Source organism: Streptococcus thermophilus (assembly GCF_010120595.1).
GTDB lineage: Bacteria > Bacillota > Bacilli > Lactobacillales > Streptococcaceae > Streptococcus > Streptococcus thermophilus.
In genome coordinates, this window is the sequence record NZ_CP038020.1 from 1173196 (window position 1) to 1194869 (window position 21674).

At 38.6% G+C, this 21674-nt stretch carries 20 protein-coding genes and 5 pseudogenes; 16 read left to right on the forward strand and 9 right to left on the reverse strand.

Annotation, left to right across the window (positions count from 1 at the left end):
* Positions 1-60: 60 nt before the first annotated feature.
* The 5 genes from E3C75_RS06235 (at position 61) to E3C75_RS06255 (ending at position 3145) form a co-directional block, all read left to right on the forward strand.
* Complete coding sequence (locus E3C75_RS06235) at positions 61-324, forward strand: PspC domain-containing protein (RefSeq protein ID WP_111679528.1); 264 nt, start codon at positions 61-63, stop codon at positions 322-324.
* 127 nt (positions 325-451) lie between these two features.
* The gene (gene hprK / locus E3C75_RS06240; RefSeq protein ID WP_046206415.1) at positions 452-1381 is read left to right on the forward strand and encodes an HPr(Ser) kinase/phosphatase; all 930 of its coding nucleotides are present in this window, start codon (positions 452-454) and stop codon (positions 1379-1381) included.
* Positions 1381-2172, forward strand: a complete 792-nt coding sequence (gene lgt, locus E3C75_RS06245; RefSeq protein WP_111679529.1) for a prolipoprotein diacylglyceryl transferase — start codon at positions 1381-1383, stop codon at positions 2170-2172. The genes hprK and lgt overlap by 1 nt, the downstream gene beginning before the upstream one ends.
* Positions 2173-2293: 121 nt before the next feature.
* Complete coding sequence (locus E3C75_RS06250) at positions 2294-2692, forward strand: DUF948 domain-containing protein (protein WP_011680965.1); 399 nt, start codon at positions 2294-2296, stop codon at positions 2690-2692.
* Between the two features lie 12 nt (positions 2693-2704).
* The gene (locus E3C75_RS06255; RefSeq protein ID WP_100262605.1) at positions 2705-3145 is read left to right on the forward strand and encodes a YtxH domain-containing protein; all 441 of its coding nucleotides are present in this window, start codon (positions 2705-2707) and stop codon (positions 3143-3145) included.
* A 20-nt stretch (positions 3146-3165) separates the two neighbouring features.
* On the opposite strand, the gene E3C75_RS06260 is transcribed toward E3C75_RS06255, so the two are convergent.
* On the reverse strand, positions 3166-3462 hold the full coding sequence (locus tag E3C75_RS06260; protein WP_002945999.1) for a DUF3270 domain-containing protein: 297 nt from the start codon (positions 3460-3462) through the stop codon (positions 3166-3168).
* A 228-nt stretch (positions 3463-3690) separates the two neighbouring features.
* Here E3C75_RS06260 and E3C75_RS06265 point away from each other — a divergent pair, with 228 nt between their 5' ends.
* The 3 genes and pseudogenes from E3C75_RS06265 to E3C75_RS06275 all read left to right on the forward strand — a co-directional run bounded on the left by E3C75_RS06265 (position 3691) and on the right by E3C75_RS06275 (position 6322).
* A complete protein-coding gene (locus tag E3C75_RS06265; protein WP_111679530.1) occupies positions 3691-4620 on the forward strand; it encodes a peptidase U32 family protein in 930 nt (309 codons plus the stop codon).
* A 96-nt stretch (positions 4621-4716) separates the two neighbouring features.
* Positions 4717-6003: a peptidase U32 family protein gene (locus tag E3C75_RS06270; protein WP_011680967.1), complete on the forward strand. Its 1287-nt coding sequence runs from the start codon at positions 4717-4719 to the stop codon at positions 6001-6003.
* A pseudogene (locus E3C75_RS06275) lies at positions 6003-6322 on the forward strand (CHY zinc finger protein). The gene E3C75_RS06270 and the pseudogene E3C75_RS06275 overlap by 1 nt, the downstream one beginning before the upstream one ends.
* Before the next feature lie 50 nt (positions 6323-6372).
* Here the strand turns inward: E3C75_RS06275 and E3C75_RS06280 are convergent.
* Both E3C75_RS06280 and E3C75_RS06285 read right to left on the reverse strand, forming a co-directional pair.
* Positions 6373-6912, reverse strand: coding sequence for a biotin transporter BioY (locus E3C75_RS06280; protein ID WP_111679531.1), 540 nt, complete (start codon positions 6910-6912; stop codon positions 6373-6375).
* 94 nt (positions 6913-7006) lie between these two features.
* Complete coding sequence (locus E3C75_RS06285; RefSeq protein WP_100262611.1) at positions 7007-7291, reverse strand: hypothetical protein; 285 nt, start codon at positions 7289-7291, stop codon at positions 7007-7009.
* 125 nt (positions 7292-7416) lie between these two features.
* Here E3C75_RS06285 and E3C75_RS06290 point away from each other — a divergent pair, with 125 nt between their 5' ends.
* Positions 7417-7629, forward strand: coding sequence for a YdbC family protein (locus tag E3C75_RS06290; RefSeq protein WP_002886106.1), 213 nt, complete (start codon positions 7417-7419; stop codon positions 7627-7629).
* Positions 7630-7663: 34 nt separating this feature from the next.
* Here the strand turns inward: E3C75_RS06290 and E3C75_RS06295 are convergent, their stop codons facing one another.
* Complete coding sequence (locus tag E3C75_RS06295) at positions 7664-8998, reverse strand: Nramp family divalent metal transporter (protein WP_084825896.1); 1335 nt, start codon at positions 8996-8998, stop codon at positions 7664-7666.
* A 194-nt stretch (positions 8999-9192) separates the two neighbouring features.
* Between E3C75_RS06295 and E3C75_RS06300 the strand changes: the two genes are divergently transcribed.
* Both E3C75_RS06300 and E3C75_RS06305 read left to right on the forward strand, forming a co-directional pair.
* The gene (locus E3C75_RS06300; RefSeq protein WP_223899720.1) at positions 9193-9405 is read left to right on the forward strand and encodes a hypothetical protein; all 213 of its coding nucleotides are present in this window, start codon (positions 9193-9195) and stop codon (positions 9403-9405) included.
* Positions 9406-10072: 667 nt separating this feature from the next.
* Positions 10073-11322, forward strand: a pseudogene (locus tag E3C75_RS06305) (ISL3 family transposase).
* A 142-nt stretch (positions 11323-11464) separates the two neighbouring features.
* Here the strand turns inward: E3C75_RS06305 and E3C75_RS06310 are convergent.
* Both E3C75_RS06310 and E3C75_RS11280 read right to left on the reverse strand, forming a co-directional pair.
* Positions 11465-12082 carry a LysE family translocator gene (locus E3C75_RS06310; RefSeq protein WP_084828675.1) on the reverse strand — a complete coding sequence of 206 codons (618 nt, stop codon included), beginning with the start codon at positions 12080-12082 and terminating at the stop codon, positions 11465-11467.
* Position 12083: 1 nt separating this feature from the next.
* Positions 12084-13079, reverse strand: coding sequence for a hypothetical protein (locus E3C75_RS11280; protein ID WP_172451563.1), 996 nt, complete (start codon positions 13077-13079; stop codon positions 12084-12086).
* A gap of 348 nt (positions 13080-13427) precedes the next feature.
* Between E3C75_RS11280 and E3C75_RS06320 the strand changes: the two genes are divergently transcribed.
* Together E3C75_RS06320 and E3C75_RS06325 are read left to right on the forward strand one after the other, a co-directional pair.
* The gene (locus tag E3C75_RS06320) at positions 13428-14603 is read left to right on the forward strand and encodes an IS256 family transposase (protein WP_111679532.1); all 1176 of its coding nucleotides are present in this window, start codon (positions 13428-13430) and stop codon (positions 14601-14603) included.
* Positions 14604-14654: 51 nt separating this feature from the next.
* A pseudogene (locus E3C75_RS06325) lies at positions 14655-15376 on the forward strand (ISL3 family transposase); the annotation flags it as partial.
* 42 nt (positions 15377-15418) lie between these two features.
* On the opposite strand, the gene lysS reads toward E3C75_RS06325, so the two are convergent.
* On the reverse strand, positions 15419-16909 hold the full coding sequence (gene lysS, locus E3C75_RS06330) for a lysine--tRNA ligase (protein WP_084828692.1): 1491 nt from the start codon (positions 16907-16909) through the stop codon (positions 15419-15421).
* Positions 16910-17037: 128 nt separating this feature from the next.
* Here lysS and E3C75_RS06335 point away from each other — a divergent pair.
* The 3 genes and pseudogenes from E3C75_RS06335 to E3C75_RS06345 all read left to right on the forward strand — a co-directional run bounded on the left by E3C75_RS06335 (position 17038) and on the right by E3C75_RS06345 (position 20062).
* A pseudogene (locus E3C75_RS06335) lies at positions 17038-18316 on the forward strand (LysM peptidoglycan-binding domain-containing protein).
* A gap of 13 nt (positions 18317-18329) precedes the next feature.
* Positions 18330-18809: pseudogene (locus E3C75_RS06340) on the forward strand (hypothetical protein).
* A gap of 350 nt (positions 18810-19159) precedes the next feature.
* The gene (locus tag E3C75_RS06345; protein WP_100273418.1) at positions 19160-20062 is read left to right on the forward strand and encodes an HAD family hydrolase; all 903 of its coding nucleotides are present in this window, start codon (positions 19160-19162) and stop codon (positions 20060-20062) included.
* Positions 20063-20485: 423 nt separating this feature from the next.
* On the opposite strand, the gene E3C75_RS06350 is transcribed toward E3C75_RS06345, so the two are convergent.
* Positions 20486-21124 carry a histidine phosphatase family protein gene (locus E3C75_RS06350; RefSeq protein WP_100262669.1) on the reverse strand — a complete coding sequence of 213 codons (639 nt, stop codon included), beginning with the start codon at positions 21122-21124 and terminating at the stop codon, positions 20486-20488.
* A 2-nt stretch (positions 21125-21126) separates the two neighbouring features.
* A complete protein-coding gene (locus tag E3C75_RS06355; RefSeq protein WP_002950328.1) occupies positions 21127-21600 on the reverse strand; it encodes an aminoacyl-tRNA deacylase in 474 nt (157 codons plus the stop codon).
* Between the last annotated feature and the right edge of the window lie 74 nt (positions 21601-21674).

Genomic DNA, 21674 nt, shown 5'->3' on the forward strand with positions numbered 1-21674 from the left:
GATTTTTTTTGTCTCAAAAAATCATACAATGATATCAACGAATGATAGGAGAAGAAAACCATGCCAAATCGCTTTTATAAGATACGAAAAAATAGACTCGTCGCCGGTGTTGTTGCAGGTTTGGCAGATAAATTTGGCTGGAACCTCACTTCGGCTCGTGTCTTAGCTATTATTCTCATGGTTTCCACGCAGTTTGGAATCTTCTTATACTTAGTTTTAGCCCTCCTCCTTCCTTATAAAGAGGATATTTATCCTGAAATAAAACTTAAGGATGGAAGAAAACGCAAAAACGCTGAACCTGTAGAAGACGAGTGGAAATGGTGAGTAAATGATAACAGAAAAGATCTATGATTGACCTTAGTGTTAGTCATAGGTCTTTTTTTGCTTTGCGAACCGCATTGAAAACCTTTTTATGATACAATGAAACTAGTAAATAATCGGAGGAAATAACATGACAGTAACTGTTAAAATGTTGGTTGATAAGCTTAAACTTAAGGTTGTCTATGGGAATGAGGAGCTTTTGGCAAAAGCGATAACAACGGCTGATATCTCTCGTCCTGGTTTAGAAATGACGGGTTATTTTGACTATTATTCACCAGAACGACTTCAGTTGGTTGGGATGAAGGAGTGGTCCTACCTTAAAACCATGACTGCTAATAACCGTTATTCTGTTTTTGCTAATATATTTAGAGAGGAAACTCCAGCTGTTGTCGTGGCACGTGGTCTTGAGATTCCAGAAGAGATGCTTCAAGCTGCTAAGGAAAATGGTGTAGCAGTTCTTCAAGGACGCAACTCTACATCATCACTTTCAGGTGACATGTCTTGGTATCTCAACTCTCAATTAGCTGAACGTACTAGTGTCCATGGTGTTCTGGTAGATATCTACGGGATGGGTGTTCTTATTCAAGGGGACTCTGGTATCGGTAAGAGTGAGACAGCGCTCGAGTTGGTGAAACGTGGCCACCGTCTAGTTGCTGATGACCGTGTAGATGTCTATGCTAAGGATGAGGGAACTCTCTGGGGGGAACCTGCAGAAATTCTTCTCCATCTTCTTGAAATTCGTGGGGTTGGTATCATTGACGTTATGAGTCTTTACGGAGCTAGTGCTGTCCGTAATTCATCTCAAGTTCAGTTGTGCATATATCTTGAGAATTTTGAAAATGACGAGGTCTTTGACCGTCTTGGAAATAGCAATGAAGAGATTGAATTACAGGGCGTTAAGATTCCACGTATCCGTATTCCTGTTAAGACAGGACGTAACGTGTCAGTCGTTATAGAAGCTGCAGCAATGAACTATCGTGCTAAGCAAATGGGATATGATGCAACCAAAACTTTTAAGGACCGTTTGACCGACCTCATTAGTAAGAATGGTGAAGACTAATGTTAGCTACTATTGATCCAATTGCTCTAAGACTTGGTCCAATCAGTATTCATTGGTATGCTATCTGTATTGTATCTGGTCTTTTGCTTGCAGTTTATCTGGCTCAGCGTTTGGCTCCTGAAAAGGGAATCAATCCTGAGCATATCTTAGATTTTATTCTCTTAGCCTTTCCTATAGCCATTGTTGGTGCTAGGCTCTACTATGTGATTTTCCAGTGGTCTTATTACAGCCAAAATCCATTGGAAATTTTTGCGATTTGGAATGGTGGAATTGCTATCTATGGTGGCTTGATTGCTGGTGCAGCTGTCCTTTATTGGTTCGCCAAACGTCATGCTATAGCGGTTTTAGATTTTCTAGATATTGCGGCCCCTGGGGTCATGATAGCTCAGAGCATCGGTCGCTGGGGAAATTTTGTCAATCAAGAGGCCTATGGAAAAGCAGTTAGTCAACTGAATTATCTTCCAGAAATTATCCGTCAGCAGATGTTTATTGATGGAAGCTACCGTGTACCTACCTTCCTTTATGAAAGCCTATGGAATTTAGTTGGTTTTAGCATTATTCTGGGACTACGATATTTTAATAAGGGATTGCGACAGGGAGATGTGACTTCATTTTACCTTATCTGGTATGGACTTGGACGCTTTGTCATTGAAGGCATGCGTACGGATAGTCTTATGTTTGCCGGCTTGCGTGTCTCACAATGGGTCAGCATTTCCATCATTATCCTTGGAGCTGTCCTCTTATATTTCCGTAAACAACGTCAAAAAGCAGATTATAAAATGAAAAACTAGTCATACTGTTCAGACTTTGTTATAATGAAGTGAAAATTATAATAACAAAGGTCATACGAGGCAGGAGTCAAACATTCAGTTTTTTGTTAACCTTTTAAACAGGTCAAAGGAGTCTAAAACTATGGTAGAAATTGCATTTCTTATTATCGCAATCGCACTTGCTGCGTTTCTAATTGCATTAATCCCAACTTTACTTCGCACACGTCATGTTGTCAAAGAAGTTGAAGAAACAGTTGCGGTTCTTCGTACAGATATTAACGTAACACTTCACCAAACAAATGAAATTTTGGCTAAGGCTAATGTCTTGGTTGAAGATGTTAATGAAAAAGTTCAAACGATTGATCCTCTCTTTGTAGCAGTAGCTGATCTTTCAGAAAGTGTTTCTGACTTGAATACTCGAGCTCGTCACCTCGCTGCTAAGGCAAGTGCAGCAGGAGCAAGTGTCGGTAAAGCAGGCTCAGCCTTTGCTATCGGCAAGGTTGCTTCAAAACTATTTGGTAAAAAAGACAAGAAAAAATAAGGAGGTCTTTTCATGAGTAAATTTCTAAACACCCTAATTATTGGTGCAGCATCTGGAGCTGCAGCAGCGTATTTCTTTACAACTGAAAAAGGTAAAGCAGTTAAAGCACGTATTGATGAGGAAATCGCTTCATTCAAAGAAGATCCTAAAGCTTACCAAAATCAAGTAGTGGAAAAAGTTGGCGACTATAAAGAATTGGCAGTCGATACTTTCCAAGATTATAAAACAAAATTTGAAAATGGCGACATCACTGCAACTGATTTGACAAAAGCCGTTCAAGAAAAAACAGCTCAAGTTGCTGACTTTGCAAAAGAGAGCTTTGAACTCATCAAGGAAAAAACAGCTCAAGTAACACCTGAGCAAGCCAATGTTAAAGCAGAAACAAAAGCTATCGTTGATGATATCTTCATTGATATCAAAGATATCTCTGAAGAAGTAGCAGAATCAAACTAAAAAGAACGTTGACTCCTTAGTCAACGTTCTTTTGCTTTAAGATATTCGATTAGGACATAAATGCCTAACTGACCAATGGCGCTAATGGTAATTGCCCAGAAGAAGGCCCAGAAGGTAGCTACCTGTGCTACCAAGAAAAGGAAGGCAACTAGGACTGTTGAAACACAGAAGCTTGAGACACGTCCAAAGAAAATCATATCTTGTAGTTTAATACTATTACTATTTAGACCTTGATCGTCTTGATAATTGGTCGTTTGACGACGTTCAATCTCGAAATCTTCGATGTGATCAAATTGACGGTGTAAGTTGTCAGCCATGTCTGCCTCCTTTCTATATAAAGTACTTAAATCACTATTTTGTGTAGGCTAAAAGACTGAGTCAGTATTTCACTAGTTACAATCTTTTTAATAATACCATAAAAAGTTTATATTGCAAAGTTTTTTTGAAATTCTAGTATTATAAAACAATTTTTAAATATCAAAATACGATTTAACAAAACCTAAAAGTTCTAAAAAAATCAATCAATTTGTGCTATAATATGAGTTATGAAAAAAATAGTGATTACAGCGACAGCTGAGAGCTACGAGCAGGCACGTGATCTCCTAGAACTTGGCGTAGATCGTATTTACATCGGCGAAAAAACTTTTGGCCTTCGTTTGCCTAAGCCTTTTTCATTCGTAGAAATGCGAAAAATCGCAGAGCTGGTACATGAGTCAGGTAAAGAGTTAACTGTTGCAGTTAATGCCCTCATGCACCAAAGTATGATGGATGCTCTTCCTGACTACCTTGATTTTCTTGAAGAAATTAAAGCAGATTATATCACGGTTGGTGATGCAGGAGTTTTCTACATCTGTAACCGTGATAAACGTCCCTTCAAAATGATTTATGATGCTTCAACCATGGTAACCTCTAGCCGTCAGATTAATTTCTGGGGCAAACAGGCAGGAGCATCTGAAGCTGTTTTGGCCCGTGAGATTCCATCTGCGGAACTCTTCATCATGGCTGAAAATCTTCAAATTCCAGCTGAGGTTTTGGTTTACGGGGCAAGTATCATTCACCACTCAAAACGACCACTTCTTCAAAACTACTACAACTTTATCAAAACGGATGAAGCTGTTACCAAAGAACGTGACCTCTTTCTTTCTGAACCTGGAGATCCAGATTCTCACTACTCAGTCTATGAAGACTTGCATGGAACACATATCTTTGCCAATAATGACCTGGATATGATGACTAAGCTTTCAGAACTCGTTGAGCATGGTTTTGACCACTGGAAGTTGGACGGTGTTTATTGCCCAGGTGAAAACTTCGTAAAAATTACCGAATATTTTGTGAAGGCTCGTGACCTCATCGAGTCTGGAGAATTTTTACAGGATCAAGCCTTCCTCTTCGATGAAGCCATTCATAAATTACACCCAGCCAACCGTGGTTTGGACACAGGTTTCTATGATTATGAACCTGACCGTGTAAAATAAAATTACGTCCTCCTTCGGTTGAGAGTTTTCCATTTTCAGGGAACGAAGGATCTATCCTAAAAACTAAAATCGACAATCTTGCAAATTGGAGAAATTATGACTACAACTAAAAAACGCCCAGAGGTACTGGTACCTGCTGGGACTTTGGAAAAATTGAGAGTTGCTGTAAATTACGGCGCAGATGCTGTTTTCGTTGGTGGACAAGCCTATGGTTTGCGTAGCCGTGCTGGAAACTTTACCATGGATGAACTTCGTGAAGGTATCGAATACGCTCACGCTCGTGGCGTTGACGTGCACGTTGCTTCTAACATGGTTACCCATGAAGGAAATGAAAAAGGTGCAGGTGAGTGGTTCCGTGAATTGCGTGATATGGGACTCGATGCCGTTATTGCATCTGATCCAGCCTTGATTGAAATCTGTTCAACCTATGCTCCAGGCCTTAACATCCACTTGTCAACGCAAGCATCTGCGACAAACGTTGAAACTTTTCATTTTTGGAAACAGTATGGCTTGACTCGTGTTGTTTTAGCACGTGAGGTTACTATGGAAGAATTAGCTGAAATCCGTAAACGTACGGACCTTGAAATTGAGGCCTTTGTCCATGGTGCTATGTGTATCTCATACTCAGGTCGCTGTACCCTTTCTAACCACATGTCAGACCGTGATGCCAACCGTGGTGGTTGTTCACAGTCATGCCGTTGGAAATATGACCTTTACGACATGCCATTCGGCCAAGAGCGAAAGAGTATTCACGGTGAAGTTCCTGAAGAATACTCAATGTCAGCTGTTGACATGTGTATGATTGAAAACATCCCGGACCTTATCGATAATGGTGTTGATAGCCTGAAAATCGAAGGTCGTATGAAATCTGTCCATTACGTATCAACAGTTGCCAACTGTTACAAGGCGGCCTGTGATGCTTACATGGAAAGTGCAGAAGCCTTTTATGCTATTAAAGATGATTTGGTTAATGAGCTTTGGAAAGTTGCCCAACGTGAATTGGCAACAGGTTTTTATTACAAGACTCCAACAGAAAACGAGCAACTCTTTGGTGCCCGTCGTAAGATTCCACAATACAAATTTGTTGGTGAAGTAGTAGATTTTGACCCAGTAACTATGACAGCTACGATCCGTCAACGTAATGTTATCCTCGAAGGTGACCACGTTGAATTCTACGGACCAGGCTTCCGTCATTTCGAGTGTGAGATCAAAGATCTTCACGATGCTAATGGTAATAAGATTGATCGTGCACCAAACCCAATGGAACTTCTTACTATTACCGTGCCACAAGAAGTTAAACCTGGTGATATGATTCGTTCAACTAAAGAAGGTTTGATTAATCTCTACCAAAAAGACGGTTCAAGTAAGACTGTTCGTGCCTAATGACGAGAAAAATATATGGTCTCTTGGTAGATAATGAGAGCAGGTGCCAGCATTATCACACAGAGCTAGATATTGTTGCCCTAAAATGCTTCGATTGTCTGAAGTATTATGCTTGTTATCAGTGTCATGATAGCTTGGAGGAACACATAGCTTTCGAGCTTATCCTTGTCATCTCAAGCAGGACAAGGTCCTTATCTGTGGTGTTTATCAGCATGAGATGGTTATTGAGTAGTATCAAGAGGCAATAGCTTGCCCTAATTGTCACAGTGCTTTCAACCTAGCTTGTTCAAAGCATTATGATATTTATTTTGAAAAATAAAAAGATTGAAGATTCTGTTCACAGGAACAAAGTCTTCAATCTTTTTTTCTTTAGTTAAAGTAGCTATGATTTTTTAGAGCTTTTAATACTGGCTTAGTCACCAAAGTAACAATCAGACCTTTAATGAGGTCGGGAATGATAAAGGGTATCAAACCGACCACCACAGCTGCAGACCAACCCATCTTTCCAAGAAAGTGCAGGCTAAGGATACCACCGACAAAGACAAGCGCATCTCCCAAAACAAAAGCCAAAAAGCTTTTCCAGATAGGGGTCTTAGCATGGGTTAGTGCTGATGTGACAAGAGCAAAAAAAGGATAGGCAAGAAGATAGCCAGCTGAAGGACCAAAGAAGGATTGAAGCCCACCGCCACCTCCTGCGAAAACGGGTAAACCAATAGCGCCAAGAATAAGATAGAGGATAGCAGAAAGAGTAGCTTCCCTCGGTTTAAAAACAGCAGCCACAAGTCCTACAGCAAAGGTCTGTAGAGTAATGGGAACTGCCCCAATCGGAATGATGATTTGAGCCAGTGCAGCAATAATAGCAGCACCAAAAGCTGGAAGAATAAGGGATAGTGTATGATTTTGTGTCATTTTAGTTAACCTCGAGCGATTTGATAGTTAACTTATCATACCAAGACCTACTATATTAGTCAACTCAAAAATAAAAATAGGTTAACTAATATACTTAACCTCGTTGAGATATGATTTTTAGACGTTTAATGTCTTTTAGTTCAATCATACTGATAACTTTGTCCTGCTCGATAAAGATAGCTTGACGTTGGCTGTCATAACGATTGATGTAGCCCTTATAGGTCCTATGATTAGAAGCCAGCATGATCATTTGTTTATTATCAATAGCATGATAGATATCATTGATAAGCTGATTTTGCATTAGGTGGACAGGTTTGCTGTAACCTGTTTCCACAAACTGATGAAGCTGATGCTTTACCGCTTCTAAAAAGTTTATCATGGTCATTTACCTCGTTTCTTGATAAAATAATTATAGCATGAAAGGTGAAAGTTTGTGGATAACTTCATTCTAAAACACATAATTTTCACAGAAAAAAAACGAATAAAGCTAGTGGAGGTAAGCAAATGGCAGAATTTTCATTTGAAATTGAAGAAAAACTCTTGGTCTTGTCTGAGAATGACAAGGGGTGGACTAAGGAACTCAATCGTGTGAGCTTTAATGGCGCACCAGCTAAGTATGATATCCGTACGTGGAGTCCAGACCATACCAAGATGGGCAAGGGAATTACCCTTAGTAACGAAGAATTCCAAGTTCTCGTTGACGCCTTCAAAAACTAAAACAAGGTCAGCATGGTGCTAGCCTTGTTTTTTTTTAAAACGTATCAAAGATAAGTTTGAGATTGAGAATGGTTAGGACAATAGCGATGGTATAACCGAGGTAGGTATTCCACTTGGCATTGACGTGTTTTCCCATGAGTGATTTTTTAGAAGTGTAGTAAATCAAAGGGAAAATAGAGAATGGCAAGGCAATTGAAAGGAATACTTGTGAATACACCAAGAGTTGATCCAGTGTCTTTTCTTGATCGCCGTAGAGAATAGCTACAATGATAACAGGTAGCAGGGCGAAGAGACGTGTGAACAAACGAATTACCCACTTTGGTAACCTCATGTGGAGGAAACCTTCCATGACAATTTGACCACTCAAAGTACCAGTGATAGTAGAGTTTTGACCACTAGCCAAGAGCGCCAAGGCAAAGAGAGTTGAAAGTGTCGAACTAGCTAACGCACCAGCAATCTTAGAGTCCTGAAGGGCATTGTACATTTGTGAGAAGGCTGAAATATCAGAAGCGTGACCAAAGAAGAGAGCTGCCCCCAAAATCAAGAGGAGGGAGTTAACCACAAAGGCCAAAGACAATTGAATGTTGGAGTCCCAGGTCATGAAACGGACAGCCTTGGTCACGTCTTTATCATCTGAATAGTCAACCTTACGAGTCTGTGACAAGGATGAGTGCAAGTAGAGGTTATGTGGCATAACGGTTGCCCCCACAATCCCAAGTGCCAAAGTCAATTGGTTGGTGTCCCCAGCAGCATGTGGCTCGAAGAGTGCTGGCGTAGGAAGATAACCCTCGAGGATTCCCGCAACACTAGGCTCAGACAAGGCTACTAGATAGGCAAAGATAACCAAGATGGTCAAAATTAAGGTTGAAACAATAGCCTCGATTTTCCTGAATCCCAGCTTCATGATGAGCAGGAGTAGGAAGACGTCAAGGACTGTCACCAGAATAGCAACCATGATTGGAATACCAAAGAGTAGGTTAAGAGCGATGCCAGAACCAAGTACCTCAGCCAAGTCCGTCGCCATTAAGGCCAGCTCAAGAATCACCCAAAGCGTGTATCGCAACCATTTAGGTGAGTGGTAGGCAGTCGCTTGAGCTAGGTCCATTTGGGTCACAACCCCTAATTTTCCGGCCATTTGTTGCAACTGCATAGCGATTAATGATGAAATTAAGATGACAAAGAGTAGGCTGTACTTGTAGGTCGCCCCACCGACGACACTTGTTATCCAGTTCCCTGGATCCATGTAACCCACGGCCACAAGAGCCCCAGGTCCCAAGAAAGCCTTAAGATTTTGCCAAAAACGATTATTATTAGGTGTATCTACGGATTGGTTTACCTCAGAAAGGGAAACCTTTTTTGAAAATGTCATAAATACCTCTTTCTAAGTCGCATCTGCCTAAAAGTGTATTATTTCTAGACAGACGGACAGTTCTATTATAACACTATGAGCTAGATATGCAAGGTTTTCGAAAGGTTTTGACTTTTTAATCATTAATGTTGTATCCCTACTTTTTATACTAAAGTATAGGAGTACATATATTACTATATTGGGAAGAAAAATAATTGAAAGCATTTCAACTAACAGCCAAGAAAAAGATTGCTTTGAAACTCTTAGCTGTCATTGCGGATGTTTTGGTGATTTATATCATTAACATACAAACGAATCAACCAGACAATTTATCTGCAAATTACATGGAGTGCCTTAAAAATCCTGAAATAACAGAAAATTACATCGGTCTCTGGAAGTCTCATTGGTATGAAGAAAATAAAGCATAGCTTTATCCTGCTAAACAATACGCGATTTATGCAGAAGTAGCCCTAGCTTGTTTATCAGCTTGGATCGCAGCATCAAAAGCAAAATTTTGGAAATAAGAAAATGTTTCTCTCATTTCGAGAGAAGCGTTATTTCATATTACCCGATGTGAGTCTTATATTGACTGAAGATTTCGTTAATATCATCTTCAACCAAGTGATAGATTTTCCAGTCAAATTCAGTTCTAGCAACATAACCAAGACTGTGTAACAAAAAATCATATAATCTTCATAAAAATCAGAGATGCAGGGGAGGAGTAGTTCACTGATATCAGATGAACAGAGTTTTTCTTAAGGAATGTTATTTTCTTCACAATAAAATGCAAGTGCTTGGTCGAGAAAATAATCTGTGCGATCTCTGGAAAAGTCAAATTGACTTTCTTCTGTCTTTGTCTTAGGATGCTCGACCACAGTTTATTCTTTCTTAAAAAGGTACTTCAGTTTTTGAACACGTTTACACCTCATATAAAAATATTCCATTATTTGACTAATGGGATATCATTATTATTTGGCTCTATAATTTCTGTAGTGGGTAAAACTACTGTAGGGATTATAGAGCTTTTTGAGTGTACACAAAAAGTCCCATAAGAACTATAATGAAAAGCAACCAAACCATCATTAGGAAGAACTTATGAGACTTATTAAGAATAACACAGAATTAATCGGAATCAAAGACCAAAATATCAAGATTTCACTTGTTTTTGAAACTGACACTCATATCGAGATTCAAGCAAAACTTGATTACCCTGCACCATCATGTCCTCATTGCCATGGAAAGATGATCAAGTACGACTTTCAAAAGCCTTCTAAAATCCCTCTTCTCGAGCAAGCGGGAACACCAACTCTACTACGTCTGAAAAAACGTCATTTCCAGTGTAAAAATTGTAGGAGAGTCACGGTAGCTGAGACATCTATCGTTGAGAAAAACTGCTAAATCTCCAATCTAGGCCGACAAAAGGTCTCACAACTCCTCACTGAGAAGATGTCACTCACGGATATTGCCAGAAGACTTCGCGTGTCGACGTCCACTGTCTATAGTAAGCTTGATCAGTTTACTTTCAAGGAACATTATGACAAACTCCCTGCTGTTATGTCCTGGGATGAGTTTGGGTTCAAGAAAGGGGAATTGGCTTTTGTAGCGCAGAATTATGAGACAAACGAACTCATAACCATCCTTGATAATCGCCGCCAAACTACTATACGAAACTACTTTTTGAAGTATCCATTGAAAGTCCGACAACAGGTACAGTTTATCACGATGGATATGTCTGGAGCTTATATTCCACTGGCTCGCAAGCTCTTTCCAAACGCAAAAATCGTTCTTGATCGTTTCCACATCATCCAGCACCTTGGACGTGCCTTTTTAAAGACAAGAATTGCAATTATGAACCAGTTCGATAAGAAGTCACTACCCTATCGAGCCCTGAAAAATCACTGGCGACTCTTCCAAAAGGACAGCCGTAAACTATCTCTCAACTCTTTTTATTCAAAGACTTTCCGCCAAACTTTAGCACCACATGAAGTTGTTGCGAAGACACTAGTCTTTTCAAAAGAGCTTACTGACTACTATACACTTTATCAGCTTTTGCTTTTTCACTTTCAGGAGAAGAGAGTAGATAAGTTCTTTGAACTGATAGAGGAAAATAGGAGCAAGGTCAATCATTATTTTCAAACTGTCTTTAGGACTTTTCTTAGACACAAGCAATACATCAAAAACGCACTAGAAACGGACTATTCAAACGCGAAACTTGAAGCGACTAACAAGTTGATTAAAGACATCAAACGATTGGGCTTTGGTTTTAGAAACTTTATCAACTTTAAGAAGCGTGTCTTCATCACACTGAACATACATAAAAAAAGGACCTATCCGGTCCTCTCTAGATGTTAGCTTTTCGTCACCCACTACAGTTGACAAAGAGCCTTAAAATTTTTATTTTTTCACTGTCCACTATAAGGGGAGTATATCAGGTTAAAAATCCAGTTTTTAGAGTGTTTTTTGTTTATGTGTTAAAAATAATTTTTACTAAAAATTTTGAAATACAACGATTATAGCTGATAGTATCATAGCTATACCACCGATGTAGGCAATCCACTTTTCAGAATGTTTTCCAAGTACGTTTCCAATATTTGAAGCAAAAAAACTATATAAATAATCGTTGATTAAACCAACAATTAGATAGGTCAAACTTAATATTATAGTTTGTAATAAAAACGGAGAGTTGTGATTAATGAATTGAGGTAAAAACGAAGCAAAGAAAATAATGTTTTTAGGATTTAAAAATATCAATAAAAATCCATTTTTAAAGGCTTCTCCTTTTTCAGGAGGTACCATTTTTTCAGCTTTATCTTTCACCTTATTAGCATCAAGAAAACTTTTGATTCCTAAATAGATAAGATAAGCGATTCCAAGTAGACGTAAAATTGCATACAAGGTTTCTGAAGTTTTAAGTATAGTTCCAATCCCAATAAAGGAGAGGATTAGACAAACAAGTCCTCCCCAGAAACTTCCCCAAACAATTTCATAAGCTGTTTTTTTCCCATGAGTCATACTAGTAGTTATAAGATAAGTTACTGTTGGTCCAGGGGGGGAAATAAGTAGAATGCAAGCGATAGTGTATGATATCCAAGTAGATAGTGACATATTATTTTTCCTTTATGACTCTGTATTTTATTTCGTTTTTATTTAAGTTCAGTAATGCGACTGGAAGATCGGTATGTACAAACTGATTAGGAGTTAATGCTGGTGTCATATTAGATAAAAAGCTTAAAAGATTATTTTTGCTATTAGATGCGTAGATTGTATAGAAATTTCCAGAATTCCAATTTATGACAGCATAGTTAAAGAAGTCAGCTAAAATGTTTTTAAATGTGTCAATTGTAACAAGACTATTATTCATATTTGTTAATACATTGTCTTTTTTCAATTGAATGGCTTTTTGTGAGAAAAATCTATTTTTAAAAAGTGAGTCTTTGATATGTTCTCTTTTTAGAAATTCCGTAATATCTTTATTGGAAAATTTCTCAATAAAACCAATTATACCATCTTTTTTAAGCTTTTCTTTTGTAAATTTTATTTGTTTAGCTCTATCTGGGCTGTACATCTGAAATGTTGTATCTTCTATTATGACGTCAAAACCATTGAAATTAGGAAATAATTCTCTGATATTTGAGTTGGTTATTTTATTGTAAGGGGATAGAATAAATTTTGAATGTAGTGGCTTGCCATATCTAAAAAAATTATCCTGATTAGCTTTTGTTGGGCTACAAGATAAAGTTTTTATCTTGCCATTGCTCAAATTTCCAATTGTTCTAGCCATTGTTCCTTCAGCGGCTCCGAGAACATATAAATACTGTGTACCATCTCTTTTTTCTAAGTAATCTTTTAATGCTGATCCAATGCGACATTCTTCCTCCAATATAAAGGGAATACTTGAGTAGAAATGCTTGTCGAATTGTCCTTGCAATTTTCTATGATTTAAATAAAAAGATGACATTTTTTCGTCATTTTTAAATAAATTGATATCACCTAAATAAGTATTGTTTGGTTCTCCCAACTCGCCTAATGCGGTTTTCTCAAAAAAATCTGCAAGTACACCTGTTCTAGGGGCGGTGGTAATACTATCTTTAATGTTTTTCATAAATTTCCTCCTGTATGTTATAATTATACACAAAAAAGAGTGAATCGCAACCAAAAAGATAGAATTTTTAGAAAATTATAAAAATTGTACAAACTTTGAAGAAATCTTTCTTTTATAAATTTCTATTTAATTGTGCAAGATAAGTTTAAAAGAGTAAAATGAATTCTGAACTGTTAGTATGGTATAATATTAATAGCAATATCGAGGAGAATTAAATGGAACAAAATTTATCATATTGGCAATTTTCACCAGAAAGTCAGGTAGTGTAAAATAAGTTGTGTAAACACAAAAAGGAATAAATCCGTTATAGTAGAGTTGCAAAACATTACTAGAAAGAGATTTATTCCTATGACTCAGTTTACCACAGAACTACTTAACTTCCTAGCCCAAAAGCAAGATATTGATGAATTTTTCCGTACTTCTCTTGAAACAGCTATGAATGATCTGCTTCAAGCAGAGTTATCAGCCTTTTTAGGGTATGAACCTTACGATAAATTAGGCTATAATTCCGGGAATAGTCGTAACGGAAGCTATGCACGGAAATTCGAAACCAAATATGGGACTGTTCAGTTGAGTATTCCTAGAGATCGTAATGGGAACTTTAGTCCAGCTTTGCTTCCCGCTTATGGACGTCGATATGACCACTTGGAAGAGATGGTTATCAAACTCTATCAAACCGGTGTAACGACTCGAGAAATTAGTGATATCATCGAGCGAATGTATGGTCATCACTATAGTCCTGCCACAATTTCTAATATCTCAAAAGTAACTCAGGAGAATGTCGCTACTTTTCATGAGCGAAGCTTAGAAGCCAATTACTCTGTTTTATTTCTTGACGGAACCTATCTTCCCTTAAGACGTGGAACCGTTAGTAAAGAATGTATTCATATCGCACTTGGCATTACACCAGAAGGACAGAAGGCTGTTCTTGGATATGAAATCCCCCCAAATGAAAACAATGCTTCTTGGTCCACCCTGTTAGACAAGCTTCAAAACCAAGGAATCCAACAGGTTTCTCTTGTAGCGACCGATGGCTTCAAGGGGCTTGAAGAGATTATCAATCAGGCTTACCCATTAGCTAAACAACAACGTTGCTTAATTCATATTAGTCGAAATCTAGCTAGTAAAGTGAAACGAGCAGATAGAGCGGTTATTCTGGAGCAATTTAAAACGATTTATCGTGCTGAAAATTTAGAAATGGCAGTGCAAATTTTAGAGAACTTTATCGCCGAATGGAAACCAAAGTATAGGAAAGTCATGGAAAGTCTGGAGAATACGGATAATCTTTTAACTTTTTATCAGTTTCCCTACCAGATTTGGCATAGCATTTATTCGACAAACCTCATTGAGTCTCTTAACAAAGAAATCAAACGTCAAACGAAAAAGAAGGTTCTTTTTCGTAACGAGGAGGCTCTGGAACGTTATTTAGTTTCCCTGTTTGAAGATTATAATTTCAAGCAAAATCAACGCATCCATAAAGGGTTTGGCCAATGTGCTGACACACTTGAAAGCTTATTTGATTAACACTCCATAACTCTACTTGAGTGTTTACACAAAATTATTGACAGTATCAAAAAACTCATAACCATCCTTGATAATCGCCGCCAAACTACTATACGAAACTACTTTTTGAAGTATCCATTGAAAGTCCGACAACAGGTACAGTTTATCACGATGGATATGTCTGGAGCTTATATTCCACTGGCTCGCAAGCTCTTTCCAAACGCAAAAATCGTTCTTGATCGTTTCCACATCATCCAGCACCTTGGACGTGCCTTTTTAAAGACAAGAATTGCAATTATGAACCAGTTCGATAAGAAGTCACTACCCTATCGAGCCCTGAAAAATCACTGGCGACTCTTCCAAAAGGACAGCCGTAAACTATCTCTCAACTCTTTTTATTCAAAGACTTTCCGTCAAACTTTAGCACCACATGAAGTTGTTGCGAAGACACTAGTCTTTTCAAAAGAGCTTACTGACTACTATACACTTTATCAGCTTTTGCTTTTTCACTTTCAGGAGAAGAGAGTAGATGAGTTCTTTGAACTGATAGAGGAAAATAGGAGCAAGGTCAATCATTATTTTCAAACTGTCTTTAGGACTTTTCTTAGACACAAGCAATACATCAAAAACGCACTAGAAACGGACTATTCAAACGCGAAACTTGAAGCGACTAATAAGTTGATCAAAGACATCAAACGTTTGGGCTTCGGTTTTAGAAACTTTATCAACTTTAAGAAGCGTGTCTTCACCACACTGAACATACATAAAAAAAGGACCTATCCGGTCCTCTCTAGATGTTAGCTTTTCGTCACCCACTACAGTTGACAAAGAGCCTATTATTTCATCGTTGGGAACAACAAGACATCACGGATGGTTGTTGTATCAGTAAGAAGCATGCAGAGACGGTCGATACCGATTCCGAGTCCACCTGTTGGTGGCATACCGTATTCGAGAGCTTCGACGTAGTCGTAGTCGATACCTGTTGCTTCGTCATCACCAAGTTCTTTAGCAGCAGCTTGTGATTCGAAACGTGACAGTTGATCGATTGGGTCGTTCAATTCGGTGAAGGCGTTTCCGTACTCTTTTGTCATGATGAAGAGTTCGAAACGGTCAGTGAAACGTGGGTCTTCTGGGTTTTTCTTAGCTAATGGAGACACAGCAACTGGGTGACCGTAAACGAATGTTGGTTGAATCAATGTTTCTTCAACAAATTCTTCGAAGAAGGCATTGATGATGTGACCAACTTCAGTGTAGTGTTTTTCAACTGGAACATTCTTTTCAGCAGCGATAACTTTAGCTTCTTCCAAAGTCATATCTTGCCAGAAGTCAACACCAGTGATTTCCTTGATTGCATCAACCATGTGGATGCGTTTGAATGGTTCGTTGATCTTGATTTCAGTTCCTTGGTAGTTGATAGGTCCATCACCTTTAACCGCTTTAGCAGCGTGTTGGATGATACCTTCAGTCAAGTTCATGATATCGTGGAAGTCAGCGTAAGCTTGGTAAACTTCGATAGATGTGAACTCAGGGTTGTGAGTGGCATCCATGCCTTCGTTACGGAAAACACGTCCGATTTCGTAGACACGTTCCATACCACCAACGATGAGGCGTTTGAGGTGAAGCTCAGTTGCGATACGAAGTACCATATCAATATTCTGAGCGTTGTGGTGAGTGATGAAAGGTTTAGCAGCAGCACCACCAGCTTCGTTGTGAAGAACAGGAGTTTCTACTTCAAGGAAACCTTGAGCATCGAGATAGCGACGGATTTCAGAGATGATTTTTGAACGTGTGACAAAGCGGTCAAAGCTTTCACGATTAGAAATCAAATCAAGGTAACGTTTACGGTAGATTGTTTCAACGTCTGAAAGTCCGTGGAATTTCTCAGGCAATGGACGAAGGGCTTTAGACAAGTGCGTGATATGAGTAGCCTTGATAGAAAGTTCTCCCATATCTGTACGCATAACTTCACCTTCGACACCGAGGAAGTCACCAAGGTCAGCTTTCTTGAAGATTTCGTAGTTTTCTTCACCGACAGCATCTTTACGCACGTAGATTTGGATTTGACCATCGCGATCTTGGATGTGAGCAAAGCCAACTTTACCTTTACCACGCTTAGTCATCAAACGGCCTGCGATAGTAGCAGTTTTATTGATTTCGTGCAATTCTTCTTTTGTTTTATCAGCGTATTTTTCTTTTAATTGACCAGATGTAGCTGTGCGTTCGAATCGCTTACCAAAAGGATCGATTCCTTGTTCAGCCAAGGCCGCCATTTTTTCACGACGGACAATCTGTTGATCGTTTAATTCTTCCATGTGTTGATTTGGCATGTTAGTCCTCCATAAAATAGTCGTTAATATTGTATCATAATTCATCCTCTAAAGATAGGACAAATGACTAAATGTCAGATAAATAAAGGGGCTAGTTAAGATTAGTATGAAATTAAGGAGAATACACAATGAAAAAGAAAAATTATGTTGGTAAAGCCGAGATGCTTGGCGCTTTACTAGCGCCTATTGGGCTACCTACGATATCTGTGTTAGCAGATAGCTTTTATCAAAATCAAACAAGTGCTCACGCTACAGATATTACAAACTAGATTACCAGCACACCACAATAAATTACAAATAATTTGACAACTCAGAACATCAATCCACAACAGTTAGATGGTCAACAATATGTGATTCAATGGGGAGATACCTTGTGGGGAATCTCTTAAGCGACGGGAATCTCTATTGAAAAATTAGCCTACGATAACAATATTCAGAATATTGATCTTATCTTTGCTGATGATGTCCTTATTTTAAAACGTGATGGTGATGTACCAGCAGGTTATCATGTTACTGATAATGGTCACCGTTGTGTACATTCTAAGATTGTTATCAACAACTATTATGGCGATAATAACCGAGTGATTATCAATAATACTACTTTTGTATCTGATGACCACTCTAAGAATACAATGATTTACGGCTCCAGATAATTCTGATCACAGCATTTCATTCTCCAATAACAACAACAATAATAACGATAAGGATAAAGATTCTAAAGAAAGTAAGGAGGAATCTTCTTCATCATCAGAATCTAAAGACGCTTCATCAAGTTCAACAAGTTCTTCTTCATCTTCTGCATCAAGTTCAACAGCAAGCAGCAGTGAAAGTAAAGCAAGTACAGATACTTCTAAAGAAAATGAATTGACTGAGGATGCTTTCCAAGACAAGGTTCAGGAAGAAGTTTCAAATATTTATCAACAAAAACGCTCAGGTAGACCTGAATGGAAATTCTTCTCACATGTAGATGATAAGAATAGTCTGAATGCTGACGCTAAGAAGGACAATGAAAGAACAGCGCTTTACCGTCAAGGTGAAACTGCTAAATATGAAGATATTGCTAATGGTCCTAAAGATGGTGCCAGAACTGAAGCCAATGCCAAAGCACTCGCTAAAAAGATTTACGACACCCTTAACAATGGGGGTAAAATGTCAGAGCTTGTCAAGGCAAAATATGCCCAAATTAAGGTAACTTACAAGGGTGATAAGTGGGCCTTCAACGTTGATGTCTATAAAGAAAAAGAAAGTTCATCATCAAGCACTAAAACATCATCTGAATCAAAAGCTTCATCAAGTGATGATTCTCAAACAGAAACACGCATGAGTTCAAGTTCATCATCAAGTTCTTCAAGTCATACTGAAACAGACTCAGAGGCAAATTCCTCTGACCTAACTGGTGACGAATAGAGAGAGGCCAATCATGTCAAAGAGAAATATCATTATTAGTGTTGTACTTGCTTGCCTCTTGGTTACGGGAGCTGGTCTCAGTGTCTTCTATTAATGGGGGTCACACCATTTGGATAGTGTTGTACCTGGTAAGGTTTACCAATATTCAAGTTTTTTAAATGGTGAGGTCAACAATCGTGTCATGTATGTAGCCTTCCAAGAGGGTGGTAACAAGGAACTAGTGAGTCAGGACCGTACGACAGTGGTTAATGCCGCTAAGAGCCAGACTGATTTTGACAAAGCTTATAGTGACCAAACAGCTAAATGGGAATATAATGTGACAAAAACAACTTTGACTCTCGGTAAAAAAGAGGATGATCAATTGTCACAATGGCAGTATAACAAGGTCTTTGCTTATGGCGACCATTTCACATCAAAAGATTTCTATTACCAGATTGCCAAAGGTGGTCAGGGTGAAGTGAAACAGAAAATGACTTTTAAAGAAATTAAATAATCATCTGATGATAAAAAGATCCCTAAGGTTTGGAATGTCATGTTTCAAACCTTTTTTCTAAATGTCATGTTTCAAACCTTTTTTCTATCTGAAATACTGGAAGTCACGAATAATATTTTCCCAATTTTGGTCAAAAATTGAAATAAGAGGGCAAAAACGGTATAATAAAAATGTTTGGGCAATTTCATGCTGATCAAAAAACAGATATGCATGACTGCTTATAGACAGTTGACTTAAAGCAACTTTTGCAAGACTTAGGCTTAGGGGCTGACTGCTTCATCAGTTTAGTTATCGGACATTCTAGTTTGCTAAGTCTATGGCAAGAGAACGACATAAGAGAGAACGGACAAATGATTACTTCTATTGTTTTTGACGTTGACGATACTATTTACGACCAACAGGCACCTTATCGTATTGCCATGGAAAAATGTTTCCCTGACTTTGATATGACCCATATGAATCAGGCTTATATTCGTTTCCGCCACTATTCTGACATCGGTTTTCCACGTGTAATGACCGGTGAGTGGACAACCGAATATTTCCGTTTTTGGCGCTGTAAAGAGACACTTTTGGAGTTTGGTTACCATGAAATCGATGAAGAAATGGGGAACCATTTCCAAGAGGTTTATGAGCATGAGTTGGAAAACATTACTATGCTTGATGAAATGCGCATGACCCTTGATTTCCTCAAAGAAAAAAATGTTCGTATGGGAATTATTACTAATGGACCAACAGAGCATCAGCTTAAGAAAGTCAAGAAGTTAGGATTATACGATTACGTGGATCCCAAACGTGTCATCGTCAGTCAGGCGACAGGATTCCAAAAGCCTGAAAAGGAAATCTTCAATCTTGCTGCTGAACAATTTGATATGAATCCATCGACGACTCTCTACGTCGGAGATTCATACGACAATGACGTTATGGGTGCCTTTAACAGTGGCTGGCATTCTATGTGGTTTAACCACCGTGGACGTAGCCTTAAACCAGGTACGAAACCAGTCTTTGACTTGGAAATCGATAGTTTCGAGCAACTCTTTGGAGCTGTGAAAGCCTTTTTCGACCTTCCAAATAACAAATTTATCTTTGATATTAACGATAAAGAAAATCCAGTTCTTCAACTGGGTATTAACAATGGTCTTATGATGGCAGCTGAACGTCTTCTTGAGAGCAATATGAGTATTGATAAGGTGGTTATTCTCCTTCGTTTGGATGCTAACCAGGAAAAAATTCTTCGTATGAAGTATGGAAAATAAAAAAACGGCCTAACGAGACCGTTTTATTGTCTAGAATGTGATAAAGGGGGAAGTGAAATGGTGGGAACAGATAACTTAAAATATGATATTGAAGCACTAAGTACTGAGCGTGATGCTTTTAGAAAATAGGTAGAAGAGCTCAACGATAAATGTGGTGATCTCTTTGTGGGTGTTAGAGATGCGGAGCAGATGAAGTGTGTTGCCTGAGATTCCTATTATGCCTTGGCGGATCATCTTAATGCTGAAGAAAAGCAAAGAGGGTTTTCTGATAACTATTGGGAACATGTTCATAGAATTGTCAAAGATGAACCGAGTCGGAAACAATTACCAAGTAGCCCTAAAAAGTAATAGTTTTATGGTTTTTTTCATGCAAAAAAAGCGATCCTGTTAAGGACCGCTTATTTCACGATATAAGATGATGACTTAGCTAATTTTGTTGACTTGAGTCCTATAGGATGTGTCATTCCAAGATTTGAGAGTGAAGTGCTCACAATCATCTGTCTCGAGAATTGTGACAGATGCATTGTCAAGACCACCGGCTTTACGAAGAAGACCAGGTTCAAAGCCAAGTAGACTACGAATAGAAGCTGTTAGATTAGCTCCATGTCCGACGAGGAGGACGTTCTTCATACTACTATCTTTCAGTGTTCGGACTAAGTCAGCTACACGTTTGATTGTGTGATAGACGGACTCCGCTTGAAAGTTGTTGGCACGGAAGTTGGCCAGGTTATGACGAAAGGCATCCATTTCTTTGGGATAAATCGCTTGAATGATAGAAAATTTTTGTCCCTCTAGTTTCCCCAATTGCCACTCACGCAGATCCTTGGTATAGGTAATTTTAGCTTTAGTTTTTTGAGACTCCATGATGAGTTCAGTTGTTTTTTTAGCGCGTGGTAAGTCACTTGATAAGACCAAGTCGAAATGAGTATCACTGAGGTAATGGCCAAGCTCACTGACTTGCTCAATAGATTCTTTAAGAAGGGGGGAGTCTCCCTTGGAACCTTGGAGGCGTCCTTCCAAATTCCATTGAGTTTTACCGTGGCGTACAAAATATAGTCTCATGATTACTCCTTAATATCAGCAAACTCGGCATTAACGAAATCAGCAAGTTCTTGACTGTTGATGCGGATAGAACGCCCAATCTCTCCAGCTGAGACAATAAGAAAACCTGCTTCTTGGGCAGACTGATCGATATAAATGGGAAAATTGTGTTTTTGACGAATTCCCACAGGATTGTTAGCCCCGTGTACATAGCCAGTTGTTTTTTGGAGATCCTTTTGTGGAATCATTTGAACTTTCTTGTTGCCTGAAATTTTAGCTAATTTCTTTTCGGATAGATGCTCAGTGATAGGGATAATACCAATGACTGGTCCTGTCTTATCCCCTTTAAGGGCCAGGGTTTTATAGATGCTCTCACGCGCCACATCCTCTGGAAGCTCTCCTTCTAAACCGTTGAAGGATAAGCTATCATGGTCTATTTTAGCCTTATCAAGAATTTGGTCGACCAAAGTTTTCTTGACTTTGCTTTTTTTAGCCATTACGTTATCTCCTTTTCAAAGTTGTACATTTCTACTTTCCATTATAACACATTTGTCCAAACACGCCTAAGTCA